The organism is Pseudomonas sp. 51_B (genome assembly GCF_017491595.1).
Lineage (GTDB): Bacteria > Pseudomonadota > Gammaproteobacteria > Pseudomonadales > Pseudomonadaceae > Aquipseudomonas > Aquipseudomonas promysalinigenes.
Genome location: NZ_JAFGYW010000001.1, coordinates 286,333 through 304,095, shown reverse-complemented (window position 1 = coordinate 304,095; position 17,763 = coordinate 286,333). Strand labels below are relative to the sequence as shown.

Annotated in this window: 17 protein-coding genes, 1 tRNA gene and 1 pseudogene; 8 read left to right on the top strand and 11 right to left on the bottom strand. The window is 59.7% G+C overall.

What is annotated here, in order from left to right; all coding sequences use genetic code 11:
* Nucleotides 1–5: 5 nt before the first annotated feature.
* A complete protein-coding gene (aat, locus tag J5M56_RS01440) occupies nucleotides 6–686 on the bottom strand; it encodes a leucyl/phenylalanyl-tRNA--protein transferase (RefSeq protein ID WP_207869227.1) in 681 nt (226 codons plus the stop codon).
* A gap of 363 nt (nucleotides 687–1,049) precedes the next feature.
* Here aat and J5M56_RS01435 point away from each other — a divergent pair, with 363 nt between their 5' ends.
* The 6 genes from J5M56_RS01435 to cysG all read left to right on the top strand — a co-directional run bounded on the left by J5M56_RS01435 (nucleotide 1,050) and on the right by cysG (nucleotide 8,655).
* Complete coding sequence (locus tag J5M56_RS01435) at nucleotides 1,050–3,557, top strand: DNA translocase FtsK (protein ID WP_207869225.1); 2,508 nt, start codon at nucleotides 1,050–1,052, stop codon at nucleotides 3,555–3,557.
* 62 nt (nucleotides 3,558–3,619) lie between these two features.
* Nucleotides 3,620–4,243, top strand: coding sequence for an outer membrane lipoprotein chaperone LolA (gene lolA / locus J5M56_RS01430; RefSeq protein ID WP_186476878.1), 624 nt, complete (start codon nucleotides 3,620–3,622; stop codon nucleotides 4,241–4,243).
* Between the two features lie 12 nt (nucleotides 4,244–4,255).
* The gene (locus J5M56_RS01425) at nucleotides 4,256–5,581 is read left to right on the top strand and encodes a replication-associated recombination protein A (RefSeq protein ID WP_207869223.1); all 1,326 of its coding nucleotides are present in this window, start codon (nucleotides 4,256–4,258) and stop codon (nucleotides 5,579–5,581) included.
* Complete coding sequence (crcB, locus tag J5M56_RS01420; protein WP_060477776.1) at nucleotides 5,578–5,952, top strand: fluoride efflux transporter CrcB; 375 nt, start codon at nucleotides 5,578–5,580, stop codon at nucleotides 5,950–5,952. The genes J5M56_RS01425 and crcB overlap by 4 nt, the downstream gene beginning before the upstream one ends.
* Nucleotides 5,953–5,982: 30 nt before the next feature.
* Entirely contained in the window at nucleotides 5,983–7,263 is a 1,281-nt protein-coding gene (serS, locus tag J5M56_RS01415) for a serine--tRNA ligase (RefSeq protein WP_060477775.1), read from the top strand.
* Nucleotides 7,264–8,655, top strand: coding sequence for a siroheme synthase CysG (gene cysG / locus J5M56_RS01410; protein ID WP_186476880.1), 1,392 nt, complete (start codon nucleotides 7,264–7,266; stop codon nucleotides 8,653–8,655). It begins immediately after the preceding gene.
* A 32-nt stretch (nucleotides 8,656–8,687) separates the two neighbouring features.
* On the opposite strand, the gene J5M56_RS01405 is transcribed toward cysG, so the two are convergent.
* The 8 genes from J5M56_RS01405 to J5M56_RS01370 all read right to left on the bottom strand — a co-directional run bounded on the left by J5M56_RS01405 (nucleotide 8,688) and on the right by J5M56_RS01370 (nucleotide 14,467).
* Entirely contained in the window at nucleotides 8,688–9,647 is a 960-nt protein-coding gene (locus tag J5M56_RS01405; protein ID WP_207869221.1) for a glutathione S-transferase family protein, read from the bottom strand.
* A gap of 93 nt (nucleotides 9,648–9,740) precedes the next feature.
* Nucleotides 9,741–10,745: a glycosyl transferase family protein gene (locus J5M56_RS01400; protein ID WP_207869219.1), complete on the bottom strand. Its 1,005-nt coding sequence runs from the start codon at nucleotides 10,743–10,745 to the stop codon at nucleotides 9,741–9,743.
* Nucleotides 10,742–11,077 (bottom strand): TusE/DsrC/DsvC family sulfur relay protein, encoded by a 336-nt coding sequence (locus J5M56_RS01395; protein WP_207869217.1) that lies wholly within the window; start codon nucleotides 11,075–11,077, stop codon nucleotides 10,742–10,744. The genes J5M56_RS01400 and J5M56_RS01395 overlap by 4 nt, the downstream gene beginning before the upstream one ends.
* Nucleotides 11,074–11,370 (bottom strand): sulfurtransferase complex subunit TusB, encoded by a 297-nt coding sequence (tusB, locus tag J5M56_RS01390; RefSeq protein WP_060477770.1) that lies wholly within the window; start codon nucleotides 11,368–11,370, stop codon nucleotides 11,074–11,076. The genes J5M56_RS01395 and tusB overlap by 4 nt, the downstream gene beginning before the upstream one ends.
* A complete protein-coding gene (tusC, locus tag J5M56_RS01385) occupies nucleotides 11,370–11,729 on the bottom strand; it encodes a sulfurtransferase complex subunit TusC (protein ID WP_186476883.1) in 360 nt (119 codons plus the stop codon). Before tusC ends, tusB begins: the two co-directional genes overlap by 1 nt.
* 1 nt (nucleotide 11,730) lies before the next feature.
* Nucleotides 11,731–12,123, bottom strand: coding sequence for a sulfurtransferase complex subunit TusD (tusD, locus tag J5M56_RS01380; protein ID WP_207869215.1), 393 nt, complete (start codon nucleotides 12,121–12,123; stop codon nucleotides 11,731–11,733).
* Between the two features lie 87 nt (nucleotides 12,124–12,210).
* Entirely contained in the window at nucleotides 12,211–13,590 is a 1,380-nt protein-coding gene (locus J5M56_RS01375; protein ID WP_207869213.1) for a uracil-xanthine permease family protein, read from the bottom strand.
* 205 nt (nucleotides 13,591–13,795) lie between these two features.
* Entirely contained in the window at nucleotides 13,796–14,467 is a 672-nt protein-coding gene (locus tag J5M56_RS01370) for a Bax inhibitor-1/YccA family protein (RefSeq protein WP_027919754.1), read from the bottom strand.
* 254 nt (nucleotides 14,468–14,721) lie between these two features.
* On the opposite strand from J5M56_RS01370, the gene J5M56_RS01365 reads away from it, so the two are divergent.
* A tRNA-Ser gene (locus J5M56_RS01365) sits at nucleotides 14,722–14,811 on the top strand.
* A 156-nt stretch (nucleotides 14,812–14,967) separates the two neighbouring features.
* Nucleotides 14,968–15,360: pseudogene (locus J5M56_RS01360) on the top strand (serine/threonine protein phosphatase); the annotation flags it as partial.
* Nucleotides 15,361–16,439: 1,079 nt separating this feature from the next.
* Here the strand turns inward: J5M56_RS01360 and J5M56_RS01355 are convergent.
* Both J5M56_RS01355 and J5M56_RS01350 read right to left on the bottom strand, forming a co-directional pair.
* A complete protein-coding gene (locus J5M56_RS01355; protein ID WP_207869211.1) occupies nucleotides 16,440–16,955 on the bottom strand; it encodes a carboxymuconolactone decarboxylase family protein in 516 nt (171 codons plus the stop codon).
* 33 nt (nucleotides 16,956–16,988) lie between these two features.
* Nucleotides 16,989–17,753, bottom strand: a complete 765-nt coding sequence (locus tag J5M56_RS01350; RefSeq protein WP_207869208.1) for an SDR family NAD(P)-dependent oxidoreductase — start codon at nucleotides 17,751–17,753, stop codon at nucleotides 16,989–16,991.
* Nucleotides 17,754–17,763 lie beyond the last annotated feature (10 nt).

Below are 17,763 nucleotides of genomic sequence, written 5' to 3'. Positions count from 1 at the left end.
CTCGCCTAGCGAACCCAGCTGGCGCTGTTGGGCTGATCGAGGTGTTGGGCCAGATAGTCGGCGAAACGAGCCCGGCTGATGGCGCGGGCGCCGAGGCTGTGTAGATGATTGGTCGGCATTTGGCAATCGATCAGCACAAAGCCGGCTTGGCGCAAATGCTCGACCAGCGTCACGAAGCCCACCTTGGAGGCATTGTCGGCGCGGCTGAACATCGACTCGCCAAAAAACAGCTGGCCTATCGCCAGGCCATAAAGCCCGCCTACCAGCTCGTCACCCTCACGCACCTCCACCGAATGGGCGATGCCGCGGCGGTGCAGCTCACAGTAGGCATCGCGCATGGTGTCGGTGATCCAGGTGCCGTCGGCATAATCGCGTGGGGCTGCGCAGGCGGCTATCACAGCAGGGAAATCGCTGTCGAAGGTGACCTGGTAACGGCCTTGGCGCATCAGCTTTGCCAGCGAACGGGAAACATGCAGCTCGTCGGGGAACAACACCGTGCGCGGGTCGGGTGACCACCAGAGAATGGGCTGGCCATCTTGGTACCAGGGGAAGCAGCCATGTCGATAAGCTTGCTCCAGGCGTTCGGGGCTCAGGTCACCGCCTGCAGCGAGCAGGCCATTGGGATCGTGCAGGGCCTTTTCCAGTGGTGGAAAGGTCAGCGAGTCGCGGGTCAGCCAGGTGAGCATGGTCAATCGTGCGGTGGGGGAGGGGAGAGGGCAGCATGGCGCGGTGGGCTTGCCGGGTCAATGCTGGCAGGTGCTCAGAGGGGGGACGAAGGCGCCACATAGACAATTTCGGACACATTCAAGGTATTACAGGCACCATCGGCCACATTTGCTGTCACACCTGTGCAAAAACACAGCATAAGCCTTTGTCACGAAAGAAAATGCATGCTCAAATTGCACCTATATGAAAGTCGCCCCCTCTCAAGCTCCATACGGCGCGCCGTCATGGCAGCTGGCGGGCAGTAATGTTAAAAGTAGTGGTTCGTTGGCCAGGCACTGGCCGATCACTACTGGACGCGCAGCACGCGCAGGAATAGACGCGTTTTGAAGAAATCCACCGCAACTCCAGCTCCTTTGCCCGTGCCTCTGTGGCGGCAGCAGCTGCATTACCGTCTCAAGGAAGGTGCGTTGATCGCAGTTGGCGCCCTGTGCCTGTACCTGTGGATGGCACTGCTGACCTACGACACGGCGGACCCAGGCTTCAGCCACACCAGCAACATCGATCAGGTGCAGAATGCCGCTGGGCGTGCCGGCGCGTACTTTGCCGACATCCTGTTCATGGTGCTGGGCTATTTTGCCTACATCTTCCCGTTGCTGCTGGCGATCAAGACTTGGCAGATCTTCCGCGAGCGCCATCAGCCCTGGCAGTGGAGCGGTTGGTTGTTTTCCTGGCGGCTGATCGGCCTGGTATTTCTGGTGTTGTCGGGGGCGGCCCTGGCGCACATTCACTTCCACCCACCTGCGAGCCTGCCGTTTTCCGCAGGCGGCGCGCTGGGGGAGAGCCTTGGCGATCTGGCTCGCAGCCTGCTGAACGTGCAGGGCAGTACGCTGATGTTCATAGCGTTGTTCCTGTTCGGCCTGACCGTTTTCACTGATCTGTCGTGGTTCAAAGTGATGGACATGACCGGCAAGATCACCCTGGATTTGTTCGAGTGGGTGCAGGGGGCTGCTAGCCGCTGGTGGGAGGCACGCAACGAGCGCAAGCGCCTGGAGGCGCAGTTGCGTGAAGTGGACGAGCCGGTGTTCGACCTGGGTGCGAAGGCCACGGACAAGCGCGAGCCCGCCAAGCCGGCGCTGCGCGAGCGTATCTTCAAACGTGAAGAGGCATCGGCCCAGCCGAGTGAACCGCGTGAGCCAACCCTTGCCCGTGAACCTGCAGTGCCTCGCGAGCCTGCTCCGAGTCGCGAGCCGGTGGTGCCTCGTGAGCCAACTATTCGCCGCGAGCAACCAGCAACCGTTCCGACCATCGTGCCGCCCACCGAAGCTAGGGCGCCGGAGCCGAGCAAACGGGTGATCAAGGAAAAGCAGGCGCCAGTGTTCGTCGATAGCGCTGTGGAAGGCACCTTGCCGTCGATCTCCATCCTGGACCCTGCCGAGCAGAAGAAGATCGAGTACTCCCCCGAGTCCCTGGCAGGCGTCGGCCAGTTGCTGGAGATCAAGCTCAAAGAATTCGGTGTGGAAGTGTCTGTGGACTCTATCCACCCAGGGCCGGTGATTACCCGTTACGAAATCCAGCCTGCCGCAGGCGTCAAGGTCAGCCGCATCGCCAACCTGGCCAAGGACCTGGCGCGGTCGCTGGCGGTGACCAGCGTGCGGGTGGTCGAAGTGATCCCCGGTAAAACCACGGTAGGTATCGAAATCCCTAACGAAAATCGGCAGATGGTGCGCTTCTCGGAAGTACTCGCTACGCCGCAGTACGACGAGCAGAAGTCCCCCGTCACCTTGGCCCTTGGCCACGACATCGGCGGCAAGCCGGTGATCACCGACCTAGCCAAGATGCCGCACCTGCTGGTGGCCGGTACCACCGGTTCTGGTAAGTCGGTCGGCGTGAACGCCATGATCCTGTCGATCCTGTTCAAGTCGAGCCCGGAAGACGCGCGACTGATCATGATCGACCCGAAAATGCTCGAACTGTCGATCTACGAGGGCATCCCGCACCTGCTCTGCCCAGTAGTCACTGACATGAAAGATGCTGCCAACGCCCTGCGCTGGAGCGTGGCGGAGATGGAGCGGCGCTACAAGCTGATGGCGGCGATGGGTGTGCGTAACCTGGCCGGGTTCAACCGCAAGGTCAAGGACGCCCAGGATGCTGGCGAGATCATCCACGATCCTCTGTATCGCCGGGAGAGCATGGAAGACGAGCCGCCCGCTCTGAAAACCTTGCCGACCATCGTGGTGGTGGTCGACGAGTTCGCCGACATGATGATGATCGTCGGCAAGAAGGTCGAAGAGCTGATCGCCCGTATCGCCCAGAAGGCGCGCGCGGCCGGTATTCATCTGATCCTCGCCACCCAGCGCCCTTCCGTGGACGTGATCACCGGTTTGATCAAGGCCAACATTCCGACCCGTATGGCGTTCCAGGTGTCGAGTAAAATCGACTCGCGGACCATCATCGACCAAGGTGGCGCCGAGCAGTTGCTGGGTCACGGCGATATGCTGTACATGCCACCGGGCACCAGCCTGCCTATCCGTGTGCACGGCGCGTTCGTCTCGGACGACGAGGTGCACCGCGTGGTCGAGGCTTGGAAATTGCGCGGCGCGCCCGATTACAACGACGACATTCTCAACGGTGTGGAAGAAGCCGGCAGTGGTTTTGAGGGTGGCGGCGGCGGCGATGGTGACGATGCCGAAACCGATGCGCTGTATGATGAGGCGGTACAATTTGTTCTGGAAAGCCGCCGTGCCTCGATTTCCGCAGTGCAGCGCAAGCTCAAGATTGGTTACAACCGAGCAGCGCGCATGATCGAGTCCATGGAAATGGCCGGCGTGGTCACCCCGATGAACAGCAACGGCTCGCGGGAAGTGATAGCCCCAGGCGGCCCGCGCGACTGATCAATATCCTGCCGGGCGCCAACGGTGGCGCCTGGCCTTTTCAATGCTCAATGAGGATTCCCATGCGCGCGATTCGCATGCTGTTGGTTTCTGCCCTGACCCTGGGCTCGGTTACTGCTTATGCCGGTGAGCAAGACGTACAACGCCTGACCCAGCTGTTGGAAAAGTCCCAGACCATCGAGGCCAATTTCTCCCAGCTGACCCTGGACGCTGGCGGCACCAGCCTGCAGGAAACCACCGGCAAGATGGTCGTGCAACGTCCCGGCCTGTTTTACTGGCACACCAACGCGCCACAGGAGCAGTTGGTGGTGTCCGATGGCAAAAATGTGACCCTTTGGGACCCGGACCTGGAACAGGCTACCGTCAAGAAGCTGGACCAGCGCCTGAATCAGACCCCGGCACTGCTATTGTCCGGTGATGTTTCGAAGATCAGTCAGAGCTTCGATATCACCTCCAAGCAGCAAGGCGAAGTGATGGACTTCACCCTCAAGCCTAAGACCAAGGACACATTGTTCGACTCGTTGCGTGTGTCGTTCCGCAAAGGCCTCATCAATGACATGCAACTGGTCGACGGTGTCGGCCAGCGTACCAATATCCTGTTCAATGGCGTCAAGGCCAACCAGGCGGTGCCGGCCAATCAATTCAGGTTCGACATCCCCAAAGGTGCCGACGTCATCAGGGAGTAAGCAGAGCTCGCCATGGACCTGTTTCGAAGCGAACCCGTCGCCCAGCCTCTGGCCGCTCGCCTGCGCCCGTCCAATCTGGACGAGTACGTTGGTCAGGAGCACCTGCTGGCGCGTGGCAAACCGCTGCGCGAGGCGCTGGAGCAGGGTGCGCTGCACTCGATGATTTTCTGGGGCCCGCCTGGGGTGGGTAAGACTACGCTGGCGCGCTTACTGGCGCAGTTTTGCGATGCGCACTTTGAGACAGTGTCGGCGGTGCTGGCCGGGGTCAAAGAGATCCGCCAGGCTGTCGAAGTGGCCAAGCAGCAGGCCGGCCAGTACGGCCGGCGGACCATTCTGTTCGTCGATGAAGTGCATCGCTTCAACAAATCCCAGCAAGATGCTTTCCTGCCGTACGTGGAGGATGGCACGTTGCTGTTCATCGGCGCCACCACCGAAAACCCGTCGTTCGAGTTGAACAATGCGCTGCTCTCGCGGGCGCGGGTGTACGTACTCAAGAGCCTGGACGAGGCAGCACTGCGCAAGTTGGTCGATCGCGCCCTGAATGAAGAGCGCGGGCTGGGCAAGCACAACCTGCGCGTTGGCGACGAAGCATTCAAGATGCTGATGGCCGCTGCCGATGGCGATGGCCGTCGGATGCTGAACTTTCTGGAAAATGCCTCCGACCTTGCTGAGGATGGCAGCGAGATCGACGTGCAGATGCTGCAAAGCCTGCTCGGTGACAGCCGCCGCCGGTTCGACAAGGGGGGCGAGGCGTTCTACGACCAGATTTCAGCGCTGCACAAAGCGGTGCGCGGCTCCAACCCCGACGGCGCACTCTACTGGTTTGCGCGCATGCTCGACGGCGGCTGTGACCCTCTGTACATCGCCCGGCGCGTGGTGCGCATGGCTAGCGAGGACATTGGCAACGCCGACCCTCGCGCCCTGAGCCTTTGCCTGGCCGCCTGGGATGTGCAGGAGCGCCTCGGCAGCCCAGAGGGCGAATTGGCGGTGGCCCAGGCCATCACCTACATTGCCTGCGCGCCGAAGAGCAACGCAGTCTATGTCGGTTTCAAGACCGCTTTGCGCGAAGCGGCTGAACACGGCTCGCTGGAAGTGCCGCTGCACCTGCGTAACGCCCCTACCAAGCTGATGAAGCAACTGGGATATGGCGATGAATATCGTTACGCCCACGACGAGCCCGATGCTTATGCGGCCGGTGAAGATTACTTCCCGGAGGCGCTCGAGCCTCGGCAGTATTATCAGCCCGTCCCACGGGGCCTGGAATTGAAGATCGGTGAGAAGCTGCGTCACCTGGCTGAACTCGACCGCAACAGCCCTCGCCAGCGGAGAAAAACGTGATTGCATTGATTGCCGCGGTGAGCGCGGGCGGTATCTGCGGCACCTTGCTGCGCTTTGCCACCACCAATTGGGTCGCGGCTCACTGGCCACGGCACTTTTACCTCGGTACGCTGGCGGTCAACCTGGTGGGTTGCCTACTGATTGGCCTGCTGTATGGACTGTTTCTGCACAAACCGCTCGTGCCAGTAGAACTGCGCGCTGGCTTGATCGTTGGCTTCCTCGGTGGGCTGACGACATTTTCCTCTTTCTCGCTCGATACCGTGCGCCTGCTGGAAAGTGGCCAAGTGCCCCTTGCCTTGGGCTATACCAGTATCAGCGTGGTAGGCGGGCTACTGGCCACCTGGGCCGGCCTGTCTTTGACCCGTTTCTGAACCAACACCTACTTATAACGAGAGAACGATATGCTCGATTCCAAACTGTTACGCGGCCAACTTCAGGAAGTGGCAGATCGCCTGGCCTCCCGTGGCTTCAGCCTGGATGTCGCGCGCATCGAATCACTGGAAGAGCGCCGCAAGGCGGTGCAGACCCGCACCGAGCAGCTGCAGGCCGAGCGTAATGCCCGTTCCAAGTCGATCGGCCAAGCCAAGGCCAAGGGTGAAGACATTGCTCCGCTGATGGCTGATGTCGAGCGCATGGCCAATGAACTGGCTGCCGGTAAAACCGAATTGGACGGTATTCAGGCCGAGCTGGACAGCATTTTGCTGACCATTCCGAACCTGCCGGACGCCAGTGTGCCGGTCGGTGCCAGCGAAGACGATAACGTTGAGGTGCGCCGTTGGGGTACCCCAGCAGTATTCGATTTCGACATCAAAGACCACGTGGCTTTGGGCGAAATCAGTGGGGGCCTTGACTTCGAGGCTGCGGCCAAGCTGTCCGGCGCGCGTTTTGCCGTACTGCGTGGGCCGATTGCGCGCCTGCATCGCGCGCTGGCTCAGTTCATGATCAACCTGCACACCGGCGAGCACGGCTACGAAGAGCACTACACGCCCTACCTGGTACAGGCCCCGGCCCTGCAGGGCACCGGCCAGTTGCCGAAGTTCGAGGAAGATCTGTTCAAGATCACCCGCGAAGGTGAAGCTGACTTCTACCTGATCCCCACCGCCGAAGTGTCGCTGACCAATCTGGTCGCGGAGCAGATTCTCGATGCCAAGCAGCTGCCGTTGAAGCTTGTCGCTCACACCCCATGCTTCCGTAGCGAAGCCGGCGCCTCGGGCCGTGATACGCGCGGCATGATTCGCCAGCACCAGTTCGATAAGGTCGAGATGGTGCAGGTGGTGGAGCCGTCCAAGTCCATGGAGGCTCTTGAAGGCCTTACCGCCAACGCCGAGCGCGTGCTGCAGTTGCTTGAGCTGCCATACCGCGTACTGGCGCTGTGCACCGGCGACATGGGCTTTGGTGCAGTCAAGACCTACGACCTCGAGGTGTGGGTGCCTAGCCAAGGCAAATACCGCGAAATCAGCTCCTGCTCCAACTGCGGTGATTTCCAGGCCCGCCGCATGCAAGCCCGCTGGCGCAACCCGGAAACCGGCAAGCCTGAGCTGGTGCATACCCTCAACGGTTCCGGCTTGGCCGTAGGGCGTACGTTGGTGGCGGTACTGGAAAATTATCAGCAGGCTGACGGCTCGATTCGCGTACCGGATGTGCTCAAGCCCTATATGGGCGGCGTTGAGGTCATCCGCTAAATGGAATACCTGCCGCTGTTCCACAAACTGCAGGGCGGCCGAGTGTTGGTCGTCGGCGGGGGTGAGATAGCCTTACGTAAAGCGCGTCTGCTGGCCGACGCCGGTGCGGTGCTGCGCGTAGTGGCGCCGGATGTCGATGGTCAGTTGGCTGCATTGGCGCGGGAAGGTGGCGGTGAGGTGTTGGTGCGCGGTTATCTGGCGGCCGACTTGGTCGGATGTCGGCTGGTGATCGCGGCTACCGATGACGCAGCGCTCAACGCCCAGGTGTCGGCCGATGCGCAGGCGGTGAGCCTGCCGGTCAACGTGGTGGATGCCCCGGCCCTGTGCACGGTGATCTTCCCGGCTATCGTCGACCGCTCACCCTTGGTGATCGCAGTTTCCAGCGGCGGCGATGCGCCCGTGTTGGCGCGGTTGATTCGCGCCAAGCTGGAAGCCTGGATCCCGGCTGCCTACGGCGAATTGGCCGGGCTGGCTGCGCGCTTCCGGCACAAGGTGAAAACCTTGTATCCAGACGTGAATCAGCGTCGTGGCTTCTGGGAAACCGTATTCCAGGGGCCAATTGCCGAGCGTCAACTGGCCGGGCAGGGCGCCGAAGCTGAGCGTCTGCTGCAAGCGATGGTGGAGGGTGCGCCCGTGCAGCAAGGCGGGGAAGTGTACCTGGTGGGAGCAGGGCCGGGCGACCCGGACTTGCTGACCTTCCGTGCCCTGCGCCTGATGCAGCAGGCCGACGTGGTGCTGTATGACCGGCTGGTGGCCCCAGCCATCATCGACATGTGCCGACGCGATGCCGAGCGTATTTATGTGGGCAAGCGCCGCGCCGACCACTCCGTGCCCCAGGAGCAGATAAACCGCCTGCTGGTCGATCTTGCCCAACAGGGCAAACGCGTTCTGCGCCTCAAAGGTGGCGATCCGTTCATATTTGGCCGGGGCGGCGAAGAAATCGAGGAGTTGGCGGAACACGGCATCCCGTTCCAGGTGGTGCCAGGTATCACCGCCGCAAGCGGTTGCTCCGCTTATGGCGGCATTCCGCTGACTCACCGCGACCATGCTCAGTCGGTGCGTTTTGTCACCGGCCACCTCAAGGACGGCACCAGCAACTTGCCGTGGAATGATCTGGTAGCCCCGGCTCAGACGCTGGTGTTCTACATGGGGTTGGTTGGGTTGCCCACCATTTGCGCCGAGCTGATACGCCATGGAAGGGCCGCTAGTACCCCAGCTGCGCTGGTGCAACAAGGGACGACTCGCAATCAACGGGTGTTCACCGGCACCCTGGCTGATCTACCGCAATTGGTGGCGCAGCACGAGGTGCATGCGCCGACTCTGGTGATCGTTGGTGAAGTGGTACAACTGCGCGAGAAGCTGGCGTGGTTTGAAGGTGCACAGAACAGCTAAGCACGTTGGGGCTGCCCGGCAGCCCCTTTGTCTCAACGCTGCCAGATGCCCTTGCCCATCATCTGCTCCCGATCATGGGGGAGGCCAAAGTCTTGCAATGGGCCTTTAGGCACGATGCCATTGGGGTTGATGGTCTTGTGGCTCATGTAATAGTGCTTCTGGATATGCTCCATGTTCACCGTCCCTGCCACACCCGGCCACTGATACAGCTCACGCAGCCAGTTTGACAGATTGTGGTAGTCGCTCAAGCGGCGCAAGTTGCACTTGAAGTGCCCGTGATACACAGCATCGAAACGCACCAGGGTGGTGAAAAGGCGTACATCGGCTTCGGTCAGGTACTCGCCCGCCAGGTAGCGGTTTCGACCGAGTAATGCTTCGAGATGGTCCAGTTCGTTGAACACGTCATCGAATGCCGTCTCGTAGGCGTCTTGTGTGGTGGCAAAGCCTGCGCGGTACACGCCGTTGTTGATTGCCGGGTAGATGCGTTCATTTAGCGCTTCGATGGCCGGGCGCAATGGCTCGGGATACAGGTCCAGTCTGTTGCCGGTCAGCTCGTTAAATGCACTGTTGAATATGCGGATGATCTCCGCCGACTCGTTGTTGACGATGCGCTTTTCCTTTTTGTCCCACAGTACGGGCACGGTGACGCGGCCAGTATAGTGTGGGTCGTCTTGGGTATAGCGCTGGTGCAGGTACTGAAGGCCGTCGAGGTGGTCGCCGCTTGAGCCTTGCTGCTGGTCGAAAGTCCAGCCATGGTCGAGCATAAGCCAACTGACCACTGATACGTCGATCAACGGTTCCAGGCCTTTCAGGGCGCGAACGATGAGCGTACGGTGTGCCCAGGGGCAGGCCAGCGAAACATACAGGTGGTAGCGACCGGCTTCAGGGGCGGGCAGGGCGTTGCGGCGCTGAGCACTCTCGCGTTTGAAGGTGCCGTCTTTGCCATTGTCATACCACTGGTCCTGCCAGTGGCCGTCGATCAAAAGGCCCATGATGAGCTCCTCGGAAACAGTACTGTTTGTCGTTGGAGCTCAGTCTAGGGAAAGTCGTTCGAACAACTAGCGCAAATACTGCCAGGTTAGTATCTAGTTTTTCGATTGGTTCCGTGCGGCCCAATAGCTGTGGGCGGTTGCGAAAGCCTGCTCGCGATTTTCCCCAAGGCCACGCAAGGCTAAAGCCATTGTCGCGACCACGGCCATTTCACCGTAGCTGTCCTGAGCTTCACCGCGCCAAACAGCGAGCAGGTGCTCAGGCTGCAGGCTTGGCGGTTTGACATGGCGGCGTTCACTCAGCGCTGGCCATTCCTCGTCCCAAGCCTGGCCGTCACGTGCACCGTAAAGATGGCTGATGACGTCAGGATTGACCTCGATTTCGCCGCCGTCGCCTTTGATCACTATGGCATGATCTCCAAGCAGACGGCTCGCCTCACGGTGCACTGCCTGATAACCGGGGTGGAAGATGCTCTGCAGGCCGCAGCGGGCGTTCAGCGGGTTCAGCACGCGGGCCAGGGAATGAATGGGCGAGCGCAGGCCCAGGGTGTTACGCAGATCGATCATCCGCTGCAACTGCGGGGCCCAGTCGTGCAAGGGCGCAAAGGCAAGGTGCTGCTGGTCCAAGGCCTGGTTGACGGCAGCCCAGTCGCGGCACAGCGGGATCTTGAGCAATGCCAGTAGCTGTTCGGTGTACATGCGCCCGGCAGTATGCGCACCGCCACCATGCATCAAAATACGCACGCCATTGGTTGCCAGGCACTTGGCACTGAGCAGGTACCAAGGCAAGTGACGCTTTTTGCCCGCATAGGTAGGCCAGTCGATATCAACGGCAATGCGCGGCGCCTGCAATTGAGCACGCAGGGCCTCGGTGAAGCCGGCAAGCTCTTCGGCGCTTTCTTCCTTGTGGCGCAGCAGCATCAGAAAGGCACCCAGCTGAGTGTCTTCGACTTTTCCTTCGAGCAGCAATGTCATGGCGGCCCGAGCTTCTTCGCGAGTCAGCCCGCGGGCGCCACGTTTGCCTTTGCCGAGTATGCGCACGAATTCGGCGAAGGGGTGTTCAGCCGGTGTTTCCAGAGTCAGAGGGCGCAGATCGGTCATATGCAATTGGTCGGCTTGGGCAGGCCTGCCAGCTTGGCAGCCAGTTTGGCAGGGGTGCCGTTGAATAGGCGGTTAAGATGCGGGCTATTGCCTTTTTCAGCGCCCAGCTTGAGCGCGGCGTATTTGATCAATGGGCGAGTAGCCGGCGACAGTTGGTATTCGTCGTAGAACAGGCGTAGTAAATCCAGTATCTCCCAATGATCGGCGGTCAGAGCAATGCCCTCGCGCTCGGCCAGGACCTCGGCCACAGGGCGCGACCAGTCTTGCAGGTCGACCAAAAAGCCTTCCTTGTCCAAGGCGATATTGCGTTCGCCAACGTTCAGGGTGCTCATAGCCAACTATTGACCTTGTAAAATTGCAGCGACAGTTCAACGAAGGCTGGGTAATCCACCGCCTGGGCCAAGGTGCTGCTGACGCCACGGGCTTGCATGTCCTCTTCGAGGGCAAACAGTCGGTCTGGCAGGTTAGCAGCCTGCAACTGGCGGTAAGCGTCGCTGCCCTCGCGCAGGCCATAGACCGCATCGCCGCACAGGAGCACGCCGTCATCAGCGCCCAACAAGCGCAAGCAGCTGTTCAGGCGCTCGTCGCCGAAAGGAGAATGCGATAGAACATGCAGGGTTGCCATCAAAGCGTCACCACCTGGTCAAAACGGGCAATCAAGGCTTTTAATTCGTCATCGTCCAATGCCTGTACCGACAGCTCCAAGCCATCTGCGCTTAGGCCGCGGCGGGCGAGGCTGTGCTGGCAGGCGTACAATTGCTCGACGCCAAACATCGGCAGTGCCTGAAGGTTGGCGGCGAGGTTCTTCTGCTGAACGGCCGCTGGCTGTTGAGCGGGCATCAGTTGCAATACCCCGTCATCAAGAAACAACATGGCCAACGGCAAGTCGAATGCCCCGCCAGCCAGGGCAATGTCCAGCGCTTCGCGCGCGGATGGGCCGCTCCAAGGTGCCTGCCGGCTGATGATCAACATGGACTTGGCCATTTCAGTCACCTCCGAAGCAGACCAGACGGTCGGCGTTTTGCGCGGCTTCATGCAGCTGGCCGAGGCCCGATAGCTCCCACGGCTGGTGCAGGTTTACTGCCGGGCGCTGGTAGCGGCTGGCCTCGGCTTCGTCGAGCACGCCACGGCGCAGGGCGGCAGCGATGCACACTACCGCGTCAAGACGGTTGTTTTCGACGAAGGTACGCCACTGGCCGGCGATATCCTGCTCATCCTGAGGCACGACCACGTTGGACGAAGCGTTGTGCACGCCGTCCTGATAAAAGAACAGCCGGGCAATTTCATGCCCGCCAGCCAGCGCCGCCTCGGCAAAACGCAGGGCGCGGCGCGAGGAGGGCGCATGGGCAGGGGAAAAAACCGCGATAGCGAATTTCATGGGCAACTCATGCTGAATAATGCCGCCATGATAAAGCAAAAAGCCCGCGCAAGTGGGCGCAGGCTTTGTCGATTGGGCTGGCGTGGATCAGGCGTTATCGTTGCTCTGCGGCAGGAACCAGTTCAGCAACAGGGCGCAGATACCCCCGGTCGCAACGCCTGACTCCAGTACGTTGCGCACAGCCGCTGGCATGTGCGCCAGAAACTCCGGCACCTGCGCCACCCCAAGGCCCAGGGCCAGCGACACCGCAATGATCAGCAAAGCTCGACGGTCCAGGCGGGTGCTGGCCAGGATGTTGATACCCGATGCGGCAACTGCCCCGAACATCACCATGGCGGCGCCGCCAAGCACTGGCTCCGGCACCGCCTGAATCACACCTGCCACGCTTGGGAACAGGCCCAGCACTACTAGCATTACGGCAATCCAGATTCCAATGTGGCGGCTGGCGATTCCGGTCAGCTGAATTACGCCGTTATTTTGAGCGAAAATCGAACTGGGGAAGGTGTTGAACAGGCCGGCCAGTAGTGAGTTGGCGCCGTTCACCAGCACGCCGCCCTTGATGCGGGACATCCATAATGGGCCTTCGACGGGCTGGCGGGAAACCTTGCTGGTGGCGGTGACATCGCCGATCGCTTCCAGTGAAGTGACCAAGTAGATCACCAGCATGGGAATGAACAGCGCCCAGGAAAAACTCAGGCCAAAGTGCAGTGGCGTCGGCACCTGGAACAACGCTGCTTCGTGCATGCCGGTGAAGTCGAGGCGACCGAGGTAGCCGGCCAGGGCATAGCCGACCGCCAGCGCTATGACGATGGCGCAACTGCGCATCCACACCACCGGGATACGGTTTAGGATCACGATCACCGCCAGCACGGCGCCCGACAACAGCAGGTTTTCACCGTTGGCGAAAGTACCGTTGGCCATTGCGCCAAACCCGCCGCCCATGCTGATCAGGCCTACCTTGATCAAGGTCAGGCCAATCATGAGCACAACGATACCGGTTACCAAAGGCGTGATCAGCCGTTTAACGAACGGTAGGATGCGTGACACGCCCATTTCAACGAATGAGCCAGCAATCACCACGCCAAAAATAGCCGCCATCACGCCTTCCACTGGTGTGCCCTGCTTGACCATCAGCGTGCCACCGGCTATCAGCGGCCCGACGAAATTGAAGCTGGTGCCCTGAACGATCAGCAGCCCCGCACCGAACGGGCCAAAGCGCTTGCACTGGATGAACGTGGCGATCCCGGAAATCACCAGCGACATGGAGACAATAAGGTTGGTATCACGGGCCGATACGCCCAATGCCTGACAGATCAGCAAGCCTGGGGTGACGATGGGTACGATGATCGCCAGCAGGTGCTGCAGCGCGGCCAACATGCCGATCAACAGCCGTGGCTTGTCCTCCAGGCCCAGTACCAGTTCATTGGCAGGCGCTGCCGCGCCTGGGCCGTGTTCGTGTGAGCTCATCGCTGAAGCCGCCCCGGAAGAAAAAGGAGCGCATTCTACGGCGAGGTGCGCGATTGCGGTAGGGGCATCCACGATGGCGACAGGATCAGCGATTATCCGCTTGATGATCTGACTTTTTAGTCAGCAATTCAGTAGGTAGCCAGCCTGACGTCCGCACTCCAAAAAGAAAAGCCCGCCGAAGCGGGCTTTTCTTAGGCGGTGTCAATCAGTCGTCACGACCCATGATGCCGAACAATTGCAGCAGGCTGATGAATAGGTTGTAGATCGAAACATACAGGCTGATGGTCGCCATGATGTAGTTACGCTCACCACCGTGAATGATCGCGCTGGTCTGGAACAGAATGCAGACCGACGAGAACAGCACGAAGCCAGCGCTGATCGCCAATTGCAGGCCGCTGATCTGGAAGAAGAAGCTGGCCACGACAGCGCCGAGCAGCACAAAGAAGCCTGCGGTGATGAAACCGCTGAGGAAGCTCATGTCTTTGCGGGTGATCAGGACGTAAGCCGACAAACCACCGAACACCAGCGCAGTCATGGCGAATGCCGAGCTGACCACTTCGGCGCCGCCGGCCATACCCAGGTAACGGTTGAGGATTGGGCCGAGAATGAAGCCCATGAAACCGGTGAGGGCGAAGGTGGATACCAGGCCCCATACCGAATCACGCAGTTTGGCGGTGAGGAAGAACAGACCGTAGAAGCCAATCAGCACGACGAACACGTTCGGGTAACCGACGCGCATTTGCTGGGCCACGAAGGCCATGACACCGCTGAACGCGAGGGTGAGTGCCAGCAGGCTGTACGTGTTGCGCAGGACCTTGCTGACCTCCTGCTGCTCGGCTTGCTGGCCGTGGTGTACGGCGTAATCCTGTTCGCGCATGGCGACACTCCTTATGGAATCCGTGGTTATGGACGTTACAGATGCGAGCAGTCTAACAGACGCCCCGCAACCCGCGACACAGAGAGTTTGACAGCGTGTTTCATTACGGTATTATGGCGCCCGCAAACAAGTTGGAAGCGTGGCCGAGTGGTTTAAGGCAACGGTCTTGAAAACCGTCGATGGGCAACTATCCTAGAGTTCTTATCCAAGGCCAATCCCAGCTGCATGCTTCAGTCAGTATTCCAGATGCATCCGGGGAATTGGCAGAGTGGTTGAATGCACCGGTCTTGAAAACCGGCGAACGTGAGAGCGTTCCCAGGGTTCGAATCCCTGGTTCCCCGCCAAATCGCAGTAAATAAAGGGCTCAGAGAAATCTGGAGCCCTTTTTTGTTGCTCGTATTTCGGCCTCTGACAGCTACGATCACACGCGTCGATCAAGTGTGCAGTCGGCCGTCCCTGGGAATCACGAGTTCTCCCGCGGCCACCTAGACCGCACGCTGATGAAGATGCAACAGGCGGCAGCTGGGCATGTTCATGTTCTGGATAACCAGACACTGGTCGTTGGTGATGTCAGATTTCTAGCGACGACGGCGTGGTCAGATTTTACTTCGACAGGGGATTACCGCGTGGCGATGTCGTTGTGCTGGGAGTGGATGAGCGACTTCACCCAGATCCGAATCGGCGAGGGCTTTAGAAAGCTTCGCCCTGTCGATCTCATCGCTCGCAACATTTGTGCGCGGGACTTTCTGGCTACGGAGTTGGCTAAGGATTTTGGAGGCAAGACCGTCGTCGTCACGCATCACTACCCGAATGAAAAGGTCGCGCAGGCTGATGCCTGGATTTTCGGCCATACCCATAACGCGGTCGACACGGTCGTTTCGGGATGTCGGCTTACGCGCATCATACAAGCGATGGGTCAGCAGTATCCTGTGCCGATCACTGCTTATCTGAGCGACGTTGAAATTTCGAACGATTGCGCAGTCGGGGTCGTGGTTGGTCAAATTGTTCCAGGGTTTATTGAGAAGCGCACAGGGGCATATTTGCTTACGACCACGCCGATCTTCTCGTTGATTAGAGCCGGGCGTTTCTGGGTGGTCGTTACAAAAGCAGGAAATTTTGTTCTGACTTCCTTCAAGCGCGGATCGGGCCGGAAGAGTCTTCGAGCACTGATCGCAACCGCTGACTCACCTGACGCATCCTCGGAGCGCGAGCCAGGCGCCTTTGCGGGCGCCTGAAAGGTCGAATATGCGGATCAGTTGAGCGTCGCTAGGAGTGTACGCAAGAAATCCTGACGGCGATGAATCGAGCTGAGAATGACGTAGTCGCGTTCGCCATCTGGTGGTAAATGACCACATTCCATTAGGCCAATGATGTAAACCTCCGCCGTCCCTCAGGCCTCGCGCAGGTCTTGCTCTGTTGTGGATTTGTGGATGTCATCCACTAGGCGTTTCCAACACTCAGCTTGGCGCTTGCCGAGTGGTTCGCTGGAGAAAGATGGAGCGTGAAGCAGTGAATCGTAGTAGCCGGTAGCAGGTTGCGTGCTCAAGCGGGAAGCTCCACAGATTAAATCTGGAGCGATCTAATCATGCGTACACGCATTCGCTTGTTACTGGCCCGTCAGGGGCAGGCTCCTTGCAATTAGGCGCTGCAAGCTGAGCTACGGCCAAGAGTACGAGCTGCACCTCTGCGAGCGCTGCTTTTTTCTCTCAAATAGCTGAGATGAAGAGTGCGCGACGGCTTGCTGTGATGTTCGACGAGGAAGGCGATGCGATTTTGGTTAATGACGCTTAGGCAAACCGGATAGGGTGTAAAAGACTGCCCTCATTGGCTTTACCTCTTACATTCGCTGAGTGGGTGTAGGCTATTCGCTTCGATTCACTCAACAAATAGCCTGGATAAATAAAGACTTTCTCACTTGGAGTGTAAATTTTGTTGAGCGTCTGAGACCAAGCGGGCTCGCTCCACTCAACCATCATTTGCCAGGAGGGAAATCTATCTCTGTCATGGCCACGTTGTTCAGGTAGTTGGTCAAGGTGAGCAGAGAAATTTGGGCGATCACATCCACGATCTTGGCATCGTCCAGGCCTGCCTCACGAGCGGCTGCCAACTGCGCATCGCTGAGCTGGCCCCGGCTCAAGGTTATCGCCCTGGCCAGTGCAGCCACGCCATCAAGCGTGCCGGCACGTGCAGCCAGCAGGTCATCGGGATCGAGGCCAACCTTGCTGCCAAAGAAGCTGTGTGCGGCAACGCAGTAGTCGCAGCCATTGACCTCGGAGGCGGCCAGCGCTGCGATCTCACGTTCGGCGGGGGTCAAGCTGTTCTTGTTCAGCGCTTGCGACAGTGCCAAGTAGCCACTGAGCGCCGCTGGCGAATGGGCGAGGGTGGCAAAAGCATTCGGGATGAAGCCCAGGCCTTTCTCAACGCCCTGGAGGGAGGTACGGGCAGCGGAAGGGGCCTGGTCGAGCGACAGAGCTTGAATACGCGTCATGTTCAGTTCCTCGGAATAGGTTCGGGTTCGGCTTCAGGCAACGGGTATCGGGTTATCGACCAGCGACTGGTTGAACTGATGAATCAGTTTGTGCTCATTCGCTCCCTGGTTGGCGCGCAGCGGGAGGACGCGATCCACCAGCACTTCAGTAGTGGCCGATTCGAGCTTGGCCAGCGTTTCTTGAATGAAGTCATTCAGCGGCATGGCGCGTTTATCACCGCTCTTGTGAATGAGGTCGGTGTCAACCCAAGGCGGCGCGATTTCCAATACCTTGACGCTGGTGCCACGCAAACTGAACCGCTGCGACAGCGAGTAGGAGTGAATGGCTGCCTTGGTCGCCGAATAGAGGGCAGTGGCTGCCAGCGGCAGGTAGGCCAGCACCGAACTGTTATTGATAATGTAGGCGTCCGCTTGACCCTTGAGATGCTCCACGAAGGCAGCGCTGACGCGTACTGGGCCCAGCAGGTTGGTCTGCAGCAGGCTCACCGCCTGTTCGTCGTCGTAGTCTCCGGAAGCCGGGTTGTCGAAAGGCATGATCCCGGCATTGTTGATGATCACGTTCAATTCCGGATAACGGCGGATCACCTCCTGAGCCACCTGTTTGATCTGCTGCGGATCGTTAATGTCCAGGCGCACGGTATCGATACCGGGATTGGCCTGGGCGATCTCATTCAGCAGTGCCTGACGACGCCCTGCAACGATCACTTTGTTGCCACGTTGATGGAATGCCTCGGCCAGGGCGCGGCCAATGCCTGAAGTACCACCTGTGATGAAGATAGTGTTTTCGCTGGGCTTCATGATCCGATTC

Coding starts and splice junctions, on each gene's coding strand:
- tusB (WP_060477770.1), bottom strand. CDS start 11,370: ATGGCAACCCTGCATGTTCTATCGCATTCTCCTTTCGGCGACGAGCGC.
- J5M56_RS01375 (WP_207869213.1), bottom strand. CDS start 13,590: ATGAGCTCACACGAACACGGCCCAGGCGCGGCAGCGCCTGCCAATGAA.
- J5M56_RS01370 (WP_027919754.1), bottom strand. CDS start 14,467: ATGCGCGAACAGGATTACGCCGTACACCACGGCCAGCAAGCCGAGCAG.
- tusC (WP_186476883.1), bottom strand. CDS start 11,729: ATGGCCAAGTCCATGTTGATCATCAGCCGGCAGGCACCTTGGAGCGGC.
- J5M56_RS01400 (WP_207869219.1), bottom strand. CDS start 10,745: ATGACCGATCTGCGCCCTCTGACTCTGGAAACACCGGCTGAACACCCC.
- cysG (WP_186476880.1), top strand. CDS start 7,264: ATGGAATACCTGCCGCTGTTCCACAAACTGCAGGGCGGCCGAGTGTTG.
- tusD (WP_207869215.1), bottom strand. CDS start 12,123: ATGAAATTCGCTATCGCGGTTTTTTCCCCTGCCCATGCGCCCTCCTCG.
- J5M56_RS01395 (WP_207869217.1), bottom strand. CDS start 11,077: ATGAGCACCCTGAACGTTGGCGAACGCAATATCGCCTTGGACAAGGAA.
- J5M56_RS01405 (WP_207869221.1), bottom strand. CDS start 9,647: ATGGGCCTTTTGATCGACGGCCACTGGCAGGACCAGTGGTATGACAAT.
- lolA (WP_186476878.1), top strand. CDS start 3,620: ATGCGCGCGATTCGCATGCTGTTGGTTTCTGCCCTGACCCTGGGCTCG.
- J5M56_RS01355 (WP_207869211.1), bottom strand. CDS start 16,955: ATGACGCGTATTCAAGCTCTGTCGCTCGACCAGGCCCCTTCCGCTGCC.
- J5M56_RS01425 (WP_207869223.1), top strand. CDS start 4,256: ATGGACCTGTTTCGAAGCGAACCCGTCGCCCAGCCTCTGGCCGCTCGC.
- J5M56_RS01350 (WP_207869208.1), bottom strand. CDS start 17,753: ATGAAGCCCAGCGAAAACACTATCTTCATCACAGGTGGTACTTCAGGC.
- serS (WP_060477775.1), top strand. CDS start 5,983: ATGCTCGATTCCAAACTGTTACGCGGCCAACTTCAGGAAGTGGCAGAT.
- aat (WP_207869227.1), bottom strand. CDS start 686: ATGCTCACCTGGCTGACCCGCGACTCGCTGACCTTTCCACCACTGGAA.